The organism is Pinibacter soli (genome assembly GCF_029961145.1).
GTDB classification, from domain to species: domain Bacteria; phylum Bacteroidota; class Bacteroidia; order Chitinophagales; family Chitinophagaceae; genus Pinibacter; species Pinibacter soli.
The window spans coordinates 1,448,423-1,466,189 of the sequence record NZ_JASBRG010000007.1 but is presented as its reverse complement, the minus strand read 5'-3'; the positions used below and the strand labels follow the sequence as shown (position 1 = coordinate 1,466,189).

5 protein-coding genes are annotated in these 17,767 nt (G+C 43.0%); 3 read left to right on the top strand and 2 right to left on the bottom strand.

The features are described from left to right. Positions 1-72: 72 nt before the first annotated feature. Together QJ048_RS16470 and QJ048_RS16465 are read left to right on the top strand one after the other, a co-directional pair. Entirely contained in the window at positions 73-9,528 is a 9,456-nt protein-coding gene (locus QJ048_RS16470; protein WP_282335496.1) for a LamG-like jellyroll fold domain-containing protein, read from the top strand. A gap of 11 nt (positions 9,529-9,539) precedes the next feature. Then, positions 9,540-9,932 (top strand): hypothetical protein, encoded by a 393-nt coding sequence (locus QJ048_RS16465; RefSeq protein WP_282335495.1) that lies wholly within the window; start codon positions 9,540-9,542, stop codon positions 9,930-9,932. A 217-nt stretch (positions 9,933-10,149) separates the two neighbouring features. Here QJ048_RS16465 and QJ048_RS16460 read toward each other — a convergent pair whose 3' ends face one another. Then, positions 10,150-10,527, bottom strand: coding sequence for a hypothetical protein (locus QJ048_RS16460; RefSeq protein ID WP_282335494.1), 378 nt, complete (start codon positions 10,525-10,527; stop codon positions 10,150-10,152). A 455-nt stretch (positions 10,528-10,982) separates the two neighbouring features. Between QJ048_RS16460 and QJ048_RS16455 the strand changes: the two genes are divergently transcribed. Next, a complete protein-coding gene (locus QJ048_RS16455; RefSeq protein WP_282335493.1) occupies positions 10,983-15,833 on the top strand; it encodes a T9SS type B sorting domain-containing protein in 4,851 nt (1,616 codons plus the stop codon). Positions 15,834-16,442: 609 nt separating this feature from the next. On the opposite strand, the gene QJ048_RS16450 is transcribed toward QJ048_RS16455, so the two are convergent. Further along, on the bottom strand, positions 16,443-17,720 hold the full coding sequence (locus tag QJ048_RS16450; protein ID WP_282335492.1) for a hypothetical protein: 1,278 nt from the start codon (positions 17,718-17,720) through the stop codon (positions 16,443-16,445). Positions 17,721-17,767 lie beyond the last annotated feature (47 nt).

Below are 17,767 nucleotides of genomic sequence, written 5' to 3'. Positions count from 1 at the left end.
GTAGCCCTCGCATCAAATACCTACCGAGATTTATTACAAATAGTAACAGGCAGAAGATTCAACAATCTAATTATGAAACGAATTGTTTTTTGGGTGCTATTATTGGGTGGTTTAGTTGTCAATAACAATGTATCGGCACAATGGAAATATGAAGAATATACCAAGGCGCTCAATGGTGCACAGAATCCGCTAAATGTTGGCGACGTGTTGACGGTGACCGATGTACTCCTGGCTGATCCGGGTGCGAAACCTGCCGTTACTGCAACCAACGACATTACCAATATAGTATCGCTGGCATTCAACGAACAGTTTCAGCCGGGTGCGGCACCATTGCCCGATACTTGCAGTATTACTGTTCGAGCTAAAATTTCAGTGTCTCAAAATGATCCTAACATCATAAACACAACAACCAGAGACTTTACAATAACCTACAGTAAAGACAATCCATATAAGAAGAACGACGTATTCTATTTCACGAGCGGAAGAAGTGTCAAAGTTGAAATTATAGCCATCGACAAATCTAACATTGACGTTCAAGTTGCCAAAACATTGATTGTCCTTACCAATGATCTGCGCATTGACAGGAACTATGATATGAATTGTACAGATTGCGGACTAAGACCCATTTCCGGTTATGCAACTGGCACCAATGGCAGTGGAGGTCTTGTTAATATCAATTGGTCCGCCAGCAAATGGGCAAAGGCATATGATCTTGAATGGACCTATATAAGCAGCCAGGCCTATGCAGATAACAGATACGGTACTTCAGGAACGGCTGCATTTGCGCAAAATGTTTTTAGAAACAATGCCACACGCGTAACCGTTAAGGATGTTACGTATAGCATACCCCTATTATTTAACGATAACGGCTATGTGTTTTTCAGGTATCGCGCCGTACAGGAGCTGGCAGATGGCCAAAGGCTCACGTCAAAATGGAGCTCGGAATACGATCCCGCAAATGGGCTAGGGTCTTATTATTATATCGGGCACGAAAACAACCTCAACTGGAAAACTGCCACTTCGTTTGCTGAAGAAGGAAAACGCAAAAGTGTGGCGCAGTATTATGACGGTACGCTAAGGGAGAGACAAACGGTAACAGCCGACAATACAACCAACAGAAACATAGTGGGAGAAACCCTCTATGACAACCAGGGTAGGCCCGCCATTACAGTTTTGCCTGCGCCAACCATATACAGTCCCATCCGTTATTTGCCAACAGTAACCAGTTTGAATGCACCCGGCTCAGAGTATACCAAGGACCTGTATGACGGCCTGGCAGCAAATGCGGATTATTGCAATGGTGCTGCTCCCGGCATGGGCACCGACAATGGCGCCTCGCAATATTACTCACCGGCAAACCCTGATAAAAACACCGGAATCAATAAGTTCATACCGGATGCGAAAACATTTCCGTTTTCTGAAACTAAATACACGCAGGATAATACGGGTCGCATCGCCGCACAAGGTGGGGTCGGAGAAAGCTTTCGTTTGGGAAGTTCACACGAAACAAAATACTATTATGGCAGTGCAAGCCAAATGGATCTCGATGCTCTGTTTGGTACAGAAGTAGGAGACGCCTCACACTATCAAAAAAACATGGTGCGGGATGCAAACGGCCAGTACAGTATTAGCTACATGGATATGAAAGGGCGCACCGTAGCAACAGCTTTAGCAGGAGCCGCTCCGCCCAATGTGTCGCAGTTAGACAGCTATGCTTATGCAAGCCAAACAGAAAGCCTGCTTACTCCGGTAAATAATATCTCAAAAGATAACAGCATTGTATTTAGCCGCACTTTGCTTGTGCCGCAACAAGATACCATCTCCTTCACGTATTCGCTGAACCCGCAAACATTAACCATGGCCAACTGGAACAATCAGCCAATTTGCTATGATTGTTTGTATGACCTCACTATCACCATTGCGGATGAATGCAATAATCAAAACATGCCAGACGGAAAGCCTTTTGTCTATACAAAGTCAAACTTTTCGCTTGACGAGATAAACAGCAATTGCGCGGATCCTTCAAAGGGACTTACTCAATCGTTTGATGTGGTGCTTCCTGAAGGTTCTTACACTATAACCAAAGAGTTATCCATTAGCCAGTACGGCAAAAATTATTATCGCGATAATATTTACATGCCCAATAACAGCAAGACTACATTTCAGGACATTTACAACCAGCAAATGACCGTAGTGAAGCAGCAGCTTGGTGATTGCAGTACCAATGGACAGTTTACAAAGGCACCTGACTATGAATACTACAGGCAGGCCATGTATGATCAAATGGAACCAAGAGGGCCCTATGAAGTTAAGTACAACCGGCCCTTAAGACCGGGAGAGGAATTGAGCATGGACGATGCCATTACGAACCATCCTGAATTCAACGTATATCAGAATTATAAATTGCTGACAGCAAGCAATGATTGGGATGATGCAATGAATGCCGTCACCACTTATGATGAGGCAGTGCAGAAAGGATATTTGAACCCTTTAACTATGGGGACACCCAACGCCCAAAAATTTGCATCCAATGGAAATGCTGATCCCTTTTTTGCAGGTATTGGTCAGCGTTATAAAGGCCAAATGACGGATTCCATAAATAGAGCAGTAGTAACTGCCCTTGCAAATGGTAAGCCTTCCGCTTATGCCGATCTTTGGTCGTTAAGCAACATGATGGCAAAATGCGGATTGGTAGATGGAATTATGGATAAAAACTGCATCAACACCTACAGCAATTCCGCCAACGTTTTTAATACTTCACTTCTTTGTCCGACTGAACTGGATGATGCATGGAATAAATTCAAAACCATTTACCTCGCGAAAAAAGGGATGTTAACAGCCGCTTTCCTGTTCTCGGTTGGCCACCCGGTAGTAGATGACAATTTCAGAATATTCCCGGATCCCCGCTTATACATTAACAAAGATTCGTTAAAGGGTGTTGATCCTTATCCAACTGATCCGGTACAACTGACGGAGCAAGCGAAAGCAGCCTTACAAAGTTCGGTGGATGCCAACTGCCGTGCTTATGCCGACTATTGGTGGAGCAAGCTGGAAGCAGCTGATTGTGGGTTTGACAAAGCAAAAGACTATGATAATGTCATTAGTCGCCTGGTAGAAGTCTGCAAAGCAGGTGGCGACGCAACGCATCCATTGGGCGCAAGCACCATCAAACCCGGTGCCACAGCTTCTTTCAGAAGTTTTAATGATGCCATTATAGACTATGCCAAAAATAATGCAGACCGCATCGTTACCGATGTTACTATTTGCAATGGTACGCTCATAGATGCCCCCGGCCCCTATGAAAAGCCGTTCATTAGTGTCAACGAGCCTGTGTCTGCAAAACCTACCGATTGCGAGTGCAAGAATATTAGTGGCTTATACCAGGTGTACAACAGCACCTACAAGTCGAAATATCCAACCATGAGCAGTTTCATGAAATCGGTGTATAAAACAAACATAACAGATGGTGCCATCGATAGCCTGCGCCGTATGTGTAATGATGAACTGAAATGTACACGCATTCCGATGGCGGTTATTTTGCCTCCCGTATTGCAATGCGGCAATGTGCAAAGCGTGTGTGCCGATTGTGAAAAAGTAAACAATGCATTCAGCGATTTTAAATCGGCTTATTTCAACGTAACGCCCACATCTGACGAGGACACTGCAAAGAAAAATATATTCTTCGCAGGTTATATGAACGACAGAACCGGGCTGGGCAAAACAGCGACAGACTATCTCAATTTTATTGATCAATGTAACAAGACGCCGGGAGCTTATGCAGGATCTGTTGATGTTGTTGATAGCGCAAGCAACTGCATGCCGGATGTTATTACATTTCCGTCGACAGGCGTTCCAAAACCAACATGGATAGATTGCAGTGACCTCATCAATGCCTATCAAAACTTCATAGTAGAATTTCCAAATCATACCAAAGGTGCGACGGTGCATATGTACGTATTTGGTGATTCGCCATCCTATCTTGCCGCCACGGATAAGCAGGTATTGAAGCAGGAAAATAATAGCAACACAACGTGGACGATATTGCAGGCCAATGATCGCTTAACAAAAGGAGGCGCAACAGCTTACCTGCTTCCCGCGATGATGTCTGCCAAAGTAGTGGCGAACAGTATTGCGCTTTCAAATGGAGAAGTAACGATGAGCGGTGACAGCATACTGCCACCACCGCCGGCTCCCAAACTAAATCAGATGGCAACGCCGGTCTACATTTGGAGAGACTCCGTTATGAATGGTAAACAGCTTTTTGAATGGTACATGAGCGAGCATTTAAACGTGGTGGGATATGGCTACACCTATTTAAACTTTGCGGACTGGTTGATCAATAGCTGTGGCTATAAATTGAACCAGCTGCCATGGAATGACACCGTGGCCGTACGACAGGATACTTTACAAAACATCTGGAACAGATTTATGGCAAAGTATGCTGCTGACAAGCTTTCCATTACAGAGACCATTGGTGTGCCCATTATAAAGTCAATACTCATTAAGTCTAACGTTAGTACAGTGTTATCCAATGAAGATGGTATTGTTGCAGCCACCTGGTGTTATCCGGGATGGTTTACACAACGGACAGCCAATACATACAACCTGGCGGCTCTGCCTAAAAATGCCAATATAAACAATGCCACACTCAATCTGTACGCGTATAGGTTCTATGGTTTGTTTGCGACCCATTTTCGTGACGTAAGCCAGTCACCATATATGCAGTTACAACCGGTAAAGGGAGTCTATATTCCTGCAAGAAATACATTTGATATTCAGCCGGGGAACTATGCCGGAATGTCGGCCATAAATCTTCCGGTTACAAACTCGGCACAGGTAAATAGCGGCAATCCAAATGACTTTTGGAGCAACCAGAATTATTCGGCACAAAACGTGACAACACTTGTTTCATCGATGTATGCTAATATAAAGAACACCGGTATTAACTATCCGGTGCAATACAGGCTCAACGATGAGAATGTTATAAATAGCCTGCAAAAAATCATACAATTCGGCGGCCCTTCCTGCTCCGATGCGTCGAAAAAATCATCATTAAACGTATCCTACACCGCTTCGCGTTGCGATGTGTTTGCCGCGTTTGTAAACAATGCTTTGGGCACCTATATGGACATTGCCGCTATAAAGGCATTGTATGCTTCCAAAGGCAAACTAGTTATTAGCGATGATTGCACAAGTGCAGCCGCAGGACCGGGTTGTGGTGCAAAAGAACAGGAGAGAGCTTATTTACAACTCAGCGGAAATCCATATGACGAAAATGTTGGTTTTACCAGTATCACCAATAACTTCACTATGGAGTTCTGGGCAAAACCCACCTCTGCCCATGAAATAGATTGGGAATCCGGCTGGGGATACGATGGCCTTAGCGGGCAGAAATATGCCATCGCACCAGCTTACGGCCTCATCACTGGGAATGCGAATATGGCCGGGGCCGGTGTTTCCGTGGGTACAAATGGAGTAAGTGTTTATGAGCATTCTGCCAACTACATGCCGGCAGTAGCAGTTTGGACAGGTGATCTCACAGATTGGACACATATTGCCGTGGTATATACCAACAAACAACCCCAGATATACATCAATGGTCAATTGGTACAAACAGGCGAAACCTCCATTAAAGCCGGTGTGTTTCCAAGCTATGGCTTATTTGGAGGCATATATGGTGGGATGGATGGCTATCTGGCCGAAGTGCGCATCTATAACAATTCCAGAACGCAGGCCCAGATACAGTTGGATATGAACAGCACAACTGCTGATGTTAACGACAATAATCTCGCTGCTTACTGGCCACTCAATGAGGGCAATGGAACCTTTCTATATGATGCAAGTGGTAAAGGCAAAGGATTAACGATAGAAAATGATGCTACATGGGCAAACGGAACATCGGCCATACTGCCGGTTGCAACAGCTCACGCAAAAATTTATGCATCCGACCTTTTGCTCTGCGGCAACAATACCGAGCCCACTTTCATGCCATTGCCGGCAAGTGTATTGCCCAATGCATGTAAAGATTCCACTTCCATGGCCTATGCTTTTGCCCAGGAAGTGTACAATTTCCGGCAGGATTCCCTGCTCGGCAATTTTGACAATGAGTACACCAAAAAATGTTTGTCTGCCGCGGCATATGAATCCCTTACCATGACCAGCCGCACCAGCGAATATCATTACACGTTATATTACTATGACCAGGCGGGTAATCTTATCAAAACAGTGCCTCCCGCAGGCGTTGCTGTTAACCGCGATCCCTCCTGGCTGGCGCTCGTGGCGCAGAAACGGGCAGCCGGTGGCTCCGAAACGCCGCTCCATAAGCTATACACATTGTATAGGTACAACAGCCTGAACCAGCTCGTGAGTCAATACTCACCCGATGGTGGCCAAACCAATTTCTGGTACGATAAACTGGGGCGACTTGCCGTAAGCAAAAATGAAGAACAAAAGAAAAATAGCCTGTATAGTTATACACTGTACGATGCACTTGGGCGCATTACCGAAACGGGGCAGAAGCAACAACCCTCTGCCATCACCGATGCGATGGCACGTGATGTAAGCTCACTGCAAAACTGGATCAATTATAATAACAATACGTATCCGCAAACACAGGTTACCAGGACAGTATACGATGATATGGCGCCCATTGGCAGCGTATATACAGCCTTGCACCAAAAGGCTTACACCCTCAGGAACCGGGTAAGTTACACACAGTATTTTGATCAGTTGCAATACGCTGCAAATGCGCCATCTTATCTCAACCATGACCAGGCAACATACTACAGCTACGATATTCATGGCAACGTAGATGTCTTGCTGCACGACTATGCCACCGGAGCCATGGCCGCCAACGGCTACAACCGCTTTAAACTGGTCGCGTATGGCTACGATCTTGTAAGCGGAAAAGTAAACATGGTAAGCTACCAGCCTGGTAAACAGGATGAAATGTACCACCGCTACGAATATGACGCGGAAAATAGGCTAACCAATGTGTACACCACCCATCGCAAAGCATTTGTAGGCGACCAGAATGTAGAAGAAAAAGAAGCCTCCTACAATTACTATCTGCATGGGCCGCTGGCGCGTACCGTTCTTGGCAATAATGTACAAGGTATAGACTATGCGTATACGTTGCAGGGATGGTTAAAGGGCGTAAACAGCACCGCACTCAACCCCGCTTTTGATATGGGAGGCGATGCGGGCAGCAGCTCACTCACGGCAAAAGATGCCTACGGCTTTTCCTTGAATTACCACAAGGAAGATTATAAAGCCATTAACCAAACCGTGCTGCCTTTTGCAGAAACGGGTACAGACGTAGACGCACTAACACGTGGAAGCTACAAGGCTTTGTACAATGGCAATATCAGCAACATGAGCGTAGGCATAAAGGGCCTGGGCACCCTGCTGTATAACTATGGCTACGACCAGCTCAACAGGATACGGAGCATGGACGCCTACAATAAATTTGACAGTGTAAACAATAGCTGGGCCGGTTTAAATGCAGCAGGAGTGTACGGAGAAAAAATAACCTACGATGCCAACGGCAATATTAAAAGTTACGATCGCGACGGCAATAAAGCTGGTAGCAACCTGGCAATGGATAGGTTAACATACAACTACATCGATGGCACCAACAAACTTGATCATATAAAGGATGCCGTTCCAGACGACGCCTACATAGCAGATATTGACAGCCAGGCAGTACACAACTATACCTATGACGCCATTGGTAACATGACGAAAGACTCGAAAGGCGGCGTAGACAAAATGGAATGGACAGTGTACGGAAAAGTAAAAAGAGTAACAAAAAGCAACAACATCACCATAGATTATACCTATGATGCAGCCGGCAACCGCATCAGCAAAACCCTTAGCGGCAGCGGAGTAACAGACGGGCCTGTAACCACCTGGTACGTGCGGGATGCGCAAGGCAACATGCTTACCACATACACCATTAAACAAAACAGTATAGTAGCGGCCGACCAATCCATATACGGTAGCAGCAGGCTTGGGGTGATTAACAGGAACCTTATACTAAACAGTTCGCTGGAGATTGCCTCAAGCACTCTACCGGGCATAGGCACTGTATACGCTGATGAAATGATACGGGGCAAAAGGCAATATGAGCTCACAAATCATTTAGGAAATGTGTTGGCCACCATCAGCGACAAGAAGAAACCGGTGATCACTGGTGGGAAAATTGATTACTTCGAGCCCATTGTTTTGACAGCAACAGACTATTATCCTTTTGGAATGACGATGCCGGGAAGAACACTTGCCATAGGATCTGGTGTGGCAGGGGCAACGGTGAGTGGAACCACCACGGTGAATGGTTACACTGTACCTGTAGATTTGTCGGTAACGAATAGAAGCAGTAGCCAGCCAACTGAATATGTTGCATCAAATCGAGTAGTATTAGAGGGAGAGGTCCAATCACTTGCCAGTGATGAATTTGTAGCCTATATTGCAGACGGAAGTTATGCCGGAACCGGAAACCAAGGAGGTGGTGGGTCGAGCGGATCAACGGAATTGTACATGTACGGCTTCAATGGTAAAGAGCGCGACAACTCAATAGGGACGGATGTTTATGATTATGGGATGAGGATCAGCGATAGTAGGACGGGGAGGTTTTTTAGTGTGGATCCACTTACAATAAAATATCCTTGGTTATCAACTTACCAGTTTGGAAGTAACAGACCAATCGATGGAATAGATCAAGATGGATTAGAACATTCTCCTGCTGGCAAATTTGGTATATACAATGAAGTTGTAGTAGATGCTACTGCAAATACCAGGTACAATATGAATCCTGCATTACTGCAGCAAGCAGTAGCAGAGGCTCCTAAAAGAGAAGCGCAAAGAACCATTTCCGCAATACATTCGAACTATTCACCTTCTGTTCTTAAGCAGTCGCCAGTTCCAAGTGGCCCATATGAAGCGGCTCAATGGAAAGCATCAAGTGAGAGACAGTTTGAGGCCGCTGGATACAATGCAGACGGTAGCAGACCACCATTGATGAGGCTGGCAGATAATAAAACGTTTAAGAATGCTGCTAATAATTTAATTCTTCCTGGAATAGAGTTTTATGGATATGTAGATGGTGCATCAGAGTTGAAGGCTTTATATAAAGGGGCTGGAAAGTTGTGGCTAGGCAGTAGTAAGTTTGGAGCTGATGCTGCAACACTAAAAAGTTTTGAGAATTTGAAGCCTAAAAAAGGATGGTTTGATGTCGTTGTTCATGGAGATAATGCAGCTCCTGGTGTATTGTTTAATATCGATGGAAATCCGATTGGAGCGGAGGGGCTTTATAAAACCATGCTTGAAAACGGTTATAATGGCACCGATAAAATAAGATTGATTTCTTGTAATGCGGGCTTAGGAGGTAAAAGTAGTGTTGCTCAGGAACTTTCAAATTTGACGAATACGCAAGTCATTGCCCCTAGTGCAAAAACGCTTGTTGATAAATCTGGAAAATTTATAACGTCTGATGCAAGTAAATATAAAGTGTTTAATCCCACACCTTAAATCTAACTATTATGAAGTTTGTTGGATTTATTAAAGAAGAAGATGAAAATATCAGGTCTGCAAAGCATTTAGAAGAAATGTTGTTTTCAGAAAATAACGATCAGGATATTCGAAATAGAATTGTCGAGTACTTAGAAAAGGGCATTTTTCTAACTGGCGTCATGTCTTATATCTACGACAATGAAAACAAGCCAATAGGGAATTTGGATTATTTTACGGATGGAGAATTTATATGGCCGATTTATTATCCTTACTATTTAAAAAAGTACGCGAATTTTAGTATTGATGAAGATTTGCTTCAATATGCAAAAATAAATTCTTTCAAATTTAGTGTTATTTCTAAAGAGAGGTTGGGTGAGTTGGAAGATATTTTTCTGATGGAATGGAGTGGTCGTTATCGTTAATGTATCCACTGCTGTGCACTGCTGTGCAATGTCTATGAGGAATCTTCGATATTTCTTCTAAAATTCGAAAGGAAAAAATAGGGGTAGTCGCCTTAAAAAAACGGGAAAGTTATTCTGAAAAAAAAGATTTGTAAACAATAAGGCATACCAATCCCGTGCTATTAAAAGCGACAGAAGATTGTTTTATGTGAAAGAGCTTTTGGGTTAAGAAGATTTGCTAGCAGGTATCACACGTAACATTTTGGTTAGCGGATATTCTTTTTTTTCTGGCTATGAAAAATTGTTTTTCAAATCTTTTAAAGTCGGGTGTTTTTCCGGCGAGTACTTCGTTTGGAGTATAAGCCGATAAGCTAACAAGTGGCGTATTATTGTACTCCTCAATAATAGCTGGAAGTTTATTTTTGAGTTCGGCAAGGCAGGCAATACACTGTTTATATAAAAAACGGTGTTTGATAATTTTGTTAGCAGCTTCCACCATGCTATTGCTTTGTACAATATCAACTTGAGCAATTATCTTTTTCCAAAGCATGCCGGGTTTGGCGAGCATATCTGTAACGGCGCCTTTGTTTTCGGAACCATCATCAGTTATCAGCATGCCTAACCGCTCCTTTTTTGGGGATTCGGCGTCCGTTATCAACCTACCTTCTTTATACTTTTCACCCATGGTTATCTAAAACGTCCGGGAACGCATTGCGCACAAGTTGAAAGCAATAGCCGGCAGCCGCTTGCTCTCAAGAATGGCTTTGCTGTGTAGTAATAGCATTGTGTGCTTTTATACAGAAAGCAATCATGCGTTTTGCGAACTAAAATGAGATAATAGAAGCGAAGGCAGCCTAGCGCTGTTTCATTTTTTTGATTGGAAATAAATGACTTTTTTGATAAAAGTGTTTTGGAAATAGGCAATAGTTTAGAGCGACAAAAGAATCAAGAGATCGCTCCATCTTATTTTGAAGAATTGAGATATTCTAAGCAAGTTGAAAAGACATTTTGAAGTTTAAGATGCCAGGCAAGATGAATGGAGATATGGACCCTGTATTTAATCCATTCCGCATGAAACAAATAATAATAACCCTAACCTTATTCCTGTTTTATAACGTAATTTTTGCACAAAGCAACCTGAATAATTTAAGTTTTGAAACCGGCAATACCACCAAATGGGTTTTTTCTGCAGGTGACGTAACCTTGGGCCAGTGTTGCAGCCTTGTTCCTGTTCAGCCCACCAAAGGGATATCTGTTATAGATAAAACCACCGGCTTGAAGGATGTGAATATAACTGCACTCACTGCTTACCCCATAGATAATTATAACAAAAGCAGGTACAGTTTACGGCTGGGATTTGATTCAGTGTACGCAACAGGAGACAGTACGATTCCTTCACATGACCCCCATGGTGTTTACAGAGCCTCCAATAGTTTTACAGTAGACCCTGCCCAGCCTTTATTAATGGTTGATTATGCAGGAGTATTAGGGGCTTCTGCCCCTCACGATTGTAAACAACAGCCATATTTCTCCATAAAACTGAAAGATAATAAAGGAGTTGAATTAGCTTGTTCCACAGTAGATATGCACGTACCGAGCGAAAATTGCTTAAACCCTCTTTTTTATGTTGATTATATTAACGATACAATGCCTTTTCCAAAGGGTGATGGAGTTGTTTGGAATGAGAAATCTTTTTTTCTCAGTTATACAGGTTGGAAAGTGCTTGCTTTCGATTTAAGGCAATATACAGGCCAAACGATAACGCTGGAAGTTACAGCATCTGCCTGTGTAGCAAATGCACACAAGGGTTATGTTTATTTTGATGCGGATTGCTATCCATTTGCTCCGTTATCAATAAATGTTGATGGGACAGATATAGCACCTGATAATACAGGTATAATACAGGTTAATAAACCCTTTTGCAAGCAGATGAGTACTCATACTTTAGTTGCACCGGATTTGTTTCAATCATACGAATGGTATTCCACAGGCAACCCCGGCACGCCTGTTTCAACAAACAGAAAACTAGAAGTTGTGCAAGGTAACTACACATTAAAAATGTATCCATTTGGTTACCTTAACGCGAGCACTTGTAGCAACATAACTACTTTGCAGGTAAATGTTAGTTCCCGTGTACAAACTATTACTGCCGATTTCAAAAGTATTGTAAGCGGATGCATAGGATCCGAAGTTTCATTTACAAACTATACTACCGCGGGCACATACAATGATAAAAATACCCTTACATACTTATGGGATTTTGGTGATGGCAGCACAATCACAGCAGAATCGCCTAAACATACATACACCAACCCGAAAGATGCGTACACTGTCAGGTTAATTGCTTTAAGCGATGCTGGTTGTGCAGATACAGTTCTTAAAAGTATTACCATTAAGGATACTACAAAAGCGTCTCTATCAGACTCGCTATATTTTTGCCAGGAAGCGAACTTTACTCCATTACCTATGCCTACAGCAGCTAATACAAAATGGTATAGTAACAAAACATTTTATTTAGGTACGACTCCCCCAACAATATATAAATTGATGGCTGGGGTAAATGAATATCAATTTACGTATACAGATCCCGGAAAATGTGAAAGTCGCCAAGCCAATTATTATGTACAAATAAAGCCATCTCCGGGAGCAGGCACCGTTAAACAAGATCAAATATTATGCGGTATAGGTAAGCCTAATTTGCTAGAAGAATATTCGGCTTCCAGCGGTGGTAGCCTCCTCCAATGGCAATCATCTATCGATAAGATAAATTTTACAGCCATTCCCGGCGCAACCGATAAAACATACCAGCCCGGTGAGCTTGGTGCAACAACATATTTCAGGAGAGCCGTAACTGCAAATAACTCTTGTAGCAGCACGAGTAATATCGTTACCGTAACAATGCAGCCGCAAATAAATGCGGGTACAATAGGCAGCAGCCAGGTGATAACAGCGGGCAGCGGGACTATAGCACCATTAACAGAAACAGCACCACCAAGTGGTGGTAACGGCAGCTATTATTACGGATGGCAATCATCCACCGACAATGTCAATTTTACGGATATTGCCGGGGCGTACGATATCTCATTTACTCCAATGGCAACCCCCGGCGTTATGTACTATCGGCATGTAGTGAGCTCCGGCAGTTGTCCTGCAGCGTACAGCAATAGTGTAAGCATAGAAGTGAAAGGAGTGTCATCCACGCCATTAACTGCAGGATCTATAGCAGCAAGTCAAACCATATGTGTCGGGTCTGTACCTAACACGTTGGTGTCTGTAAGTACAGCGGCAGGCGGCACTGGAAGCCTCACTTACCAGTGGCAGTCATCTGCGGATAACAATATTTTTACCAATATTACCGGTGCCCTAAATACTGTGTACACTCCCAATGCATTAAGCACCACTACTTACTACAGGCGCCGAGTAACCGATGCTACCACTACAATGTACAGCAACACGGTTACAATAACAGTATTGCCTCAAGTAAATGCAGGTGCAATAGGCAACAGCCAGGTTACAGCACCCGGCGGAGCGGTTAGTGCATTAACGGAAACAACAGCCGCAAGCGGTGGCGGCAACTACCGTTACCAGTGGCAATCATCTGTCGATAATATTAGTTTTACCAATATTGCGGGTGCTACGAGTATCTCATTTACCCCACCAGCAACGCCTAGTATTATCTACTATCGGCGTGTAGTAAGTTCCGGTAGTTGTCCTGCGGCGTACAGCAATAGTGTAAGCATAGAAGTGAAAGGCATGTCATCCACGCCATTGACTGGAGGATCTATAGCGGCAAGCCAAACTATATGCGCGGGGTCTGTACCTGACGCATTGGTGTCGCTAAACACGGCAGTTGGCGGAACTGGAAGCCTCAAATACCAATGGCAGTTATCTACCGATAATATTAATTTTATAAATATCTCCGGAGCTAACACTACTGACTATTCGCCTTTAGCATTAAGTGTCACTACTTACTACCGAAGAAAGGTTGCGGATGCTGCCACTACTGTGTACAGCAACATTGTTACAATAACAGTGCTGCCGCAGATAAATGCGGGTATAATAGGCAACAGCCAGGTAATAGCCTCCGGCGGAACGATTAGTGCCTTAACAGAAACAACAGCCGCAAGTGGTGGTGGTAACTACGGTTATCAATGGCAGTCATGTACTGACAATATTAACTTTACGGATATAGCTGGTGCTGCCAATGTCTCATTTACACCACCAGTAATGCCCGGCATTATCTACTACAGGCGTGCAGTAAGTTCCGGCAGTTGTCCCGTAGCGTACAGCAATAGTGTGAACATAGAAGTGAAAGATATCTCCGCCACGCCATTAATTGGAGGGTTCATAGCCGCAAGCCAAACGGTATGCGCTGGTTCTATACCCAATGCATTACTGTCTGTAATCGCAGCTGCAGGCGGTACAGGAAGTCTCTCTTACCAATGGCAGTTATCTAATGATAATATTAATTTTATTAATATCTCCGGGGCTAACAATACTGATTATTCGCCTTTGGCATTAAACGTTACTACTTACTACCGAAGAAAGGTTGCGGATGCTGCTACGACTTTATACAGTGATACTGCTACAATAACTGTGTTGCCGCAGATAAATGCTGGTGCAATTGGCAACAGCCAGGTTGTAGTCGCCGGCGGAACGGTTACTGCATTAACGGAAGAAACAGCCGCAAGTGGTGACGGCAACTACGGTTATCAATGGCAGTCATCTGCTGACAATATTAATTTTACAGATATTGCAGGTGCAACTACTAATTCTTTCACACCAGTCGCAACGCCCGGTATTATGTTTTACCGCCTTATGGTTAGCACGGATTTGGGTTGTCCGGCGGCTCAAACCAATAGCGTAAGCATTGAAGTAAAAGACGCAGTTGTTGCTGCATTAACAGCTGGTAAAATAGCGGCAAGTCAAACCACGTGTAGCAACTTCACTCCAAACGCCCTGCAGTCTGTAAGTGTGGCCACAGGCGGCTCCGGCAGCTACTACTACCAATGGCAATCATCTATGGATAACATTAATTTTATCAATATTGCTGGAGCCATCAATACAATGTATGCGCCCAATAAGTTGAGCACAACTACTTATTACAGACGTGGTGTAACGGATGCAACCACCACAGAGTATAGTGATACCATTACCATAACCGTATTGCCTTTAGCACCTATACCAGTTGCAAACGACATGGAAGTGTGCATGGGTGACAACATGAACAGATTAAATGCCATAGGTACAAATGTGCAATGGTACGATAGTACCGGAAAATTACTAGGGGGCGCACCAGAGATTACAACAGAGAAAGCTGCTTTTTATGTATATTATGGTACAAGCAAATCTGCCGCCGGTTGCGAGAGTGATAAAGTGCGGGTTACTGCCATCGTAAAAGCAAAGCCACAATTAATCTTAGTCGGTAAAACCGAACCGACTTGTTTCGGCTACATAAAAGGCTCTTTTGAAGTAAAAGCCGCAGATGATAATGTCGGGCAATACTGGGAACTCATCTCTGGCCTTAGGCAATCTTCAGGTGTGTTTGCCAGCTTGTCTGAAGGGATTTATACTGTTAGAGTAACAGGCGAAAACGGATGCAGCTCAGACCTGGACGTTGTTTTAAGCAGTCTCGAAAGTAGATGTGATATAGAAATGCCCACCGCGTTTACGCCTAATTTCGATGGGAAAAATGATGTATTTAAACCTGTTCGGTGTGGTAAAATGGCCGCCTATAATTTGCAGATATTTAACCGTTGGGGTGCACGTATATTTGAAAGCAATAACCCTGCAAACGGCTGGAACGGGTATTTCAATGGAAGGCCGGCAAACAGTGCTACCTATGTATGGGTAATAAAATACAAAAAAGAAAATGACAGTCAACCTATAATATTAAAAGGTACTGTGGTGTTAATACAGTAGAGAAATATACCTTATAGTATCTGGTTTGTGATCCTTCTACAAAGCAGGAGGGTAGGCTTGTCCTTTTTCTTAAGGAATATGGCCAGCCCACAACCGAAACAATCAAACAGCTGGTTGGCTTGTTCCTTATTCAAATCTACTTCTGCCCGGAATGCAACCCTTAAGTACTTCGTTAGGAGAATAGGGGTCAAAGCCATGTCCGGGATGTTATTAAAATCGTTAATTAATATGGGTATTGAAGACAGAAAATGTTGAGTGTTGGCAATAAGCTTGTAATAGTTTTTGATAAATGCAGAGTAAATAAATAAGACAGCAAACTATTTATTTAAGTTCATTGTGATGAACAAGTAAATGCACGACGTGCGTGTTTTGATGATCGACGTAATCAAAGCTCCTGGAGCCCGGCAAAGCCCAACCGCCAACTGTAGTTTAAGCTTCGATAAGATATAGGTTGCGTTTCATGGTGTAGATTGGGATTACTGAAGGGGATGTAAGGAATGACTTTTAGTTGTAGAAACTAGTTAAAACAATAGCGTATTAGACATTGACAAATACAAAAAATCCACGGAAAACTTTCGTGGATTTTTTATAATCTTATTAAAGCCTTATTTATTGCTTTTCATATGTATTAACCCATTTGTATTTTTTCCTGTCATAAAACTCTTCAATTACCATATCAAACTTAGTGCTTGATAACTTATTGATCTTGGCGCTGTCTGCTTCGATTCCGGCGGAACTCCCATCGGTATTGAAACTTTCGTCTATTGTTAAAAGCTGCTGAGTGATGTTGTTATAACTCCAGGAACCTTTATAGGATTCGTTTATAAATTGACCTTCGGTAAAATTTAGCTTTTGAATGGAAGAGTTTTTAAAATCTACTATTTTTTCTTTATGCATTAAAAGCCTTTCGTAGTTACCTTTTGATGTCAAAGCTATCTGGAAGGTCTTCCAATAAGCCGAATCACCACCTAGCTCCAAAGTTGATAGCTGTGGATCGAATTTTCTAGGAATAGTTATAGGCTTCCCATCATAGAGATAATCAAAACTGTTATACATGTAATCGTCCGTGAAAAGCTGTACTCGCAACAAGGAATCTCCTTGCTTATAATAGACATAACGCTGATGAAATAAGTCCATTGTCCATTTATCATAGGTCATAAGCATTTCTTTATACAATTGTCCATCAACAAACAACTGCGAATGTTTAAGTTCCCATGTTCCGTCCATCCATGCACTATTTTCATCCGTTCCTAGATAGTTAATATAAATACAAGTAGTGACAGGATTGCTTACCGCTCCGAATGCATCAAATGCCCAATACTTTACGCAAACAGTGTCCGGAGCTTTAATATTGGCAGGCAATGTAATGACTATAGCGCTGTCATTATTATTGTCATCATAGCCCATAACACTAAATGGCGAGCGGGTGGTGGGTAGTTGTCGTTTTTGTCCTTGACCAGCAATGCTTGCCGTTGAAATTGACGAATGGTTGTTGCTTATAGCAGACGTTTTTCTTGGCATTGTATAGTCCACTTTAAAATAATCCGTAGCTCCTTCCACCTGTACATAATAGCCGGCCACATCTCCGGACTCTACAATGGGTTTTATGTAACCGTAGCTACCAGCAATGGCTTGTATATGTTCCGTTTTAAGGCCATTAATTTTTAGGTCAGTAGATTTGTTACTAGCAGGGACTGTGCCTGTAACACGTTGGGAATGCCATACGCCTATTGCATTTGAAATCGCCACTGGACTTTGAGACGATAATTTAATGGAATTGTCTGGAATCTGATTGTTTGTTGCTGAGGCTTCTTTTTGGCACGAAGAAAATAAGAAAATACTTACCGCTAATACTGCAAACAAAGCCGAGAGATAAATTGATTTCATTTTAGATTTTTACTATTTCTTTAAAAAATAAACGAATAGTAAATGGT

What these genes read in the sequence shown, in the direction of transcription:
- QJ048_RS16470 (WP_282335496.1), top strand. Translation starts at nt 73, where the DNA reads ATGAAACGAATTGTTTTTTGGGTGCTATTATTGGGTGGTTTAGTTGTC.
- QJ048_RS16455 (WP_282335493.1), top strand. Translation starts at nt 10,983, where the DNA reads ATGAAACAAATAATAATAACCCTAACCTTATTCCTGTTTTATAACGTA.
- QJ048_RS16460 (WP_282335494.1), bottom strand. Translation starts at nt 10,527, where the DNA reads ATGCTGATAACTGATGATGGTTCCGAAAACAAAGGCGCCGTTACAGAT.
- QJ048_RS16465 (WP_282335495.1), top strand. Translation starts at nt 9,540, where the DNA reads ATGAAGTTTGTTGGATTTATTAAAGAAGAAGATGAAAATATCAGGTCT.
- QJ048_RS16450 (WP_282335492.1), bottom strand. Translation starts at nt 17,720, where the DNA reads ATGAAATCAATTTATCTCTCGGCTTTGTTTGCAGTATTAGCGGTAAGT.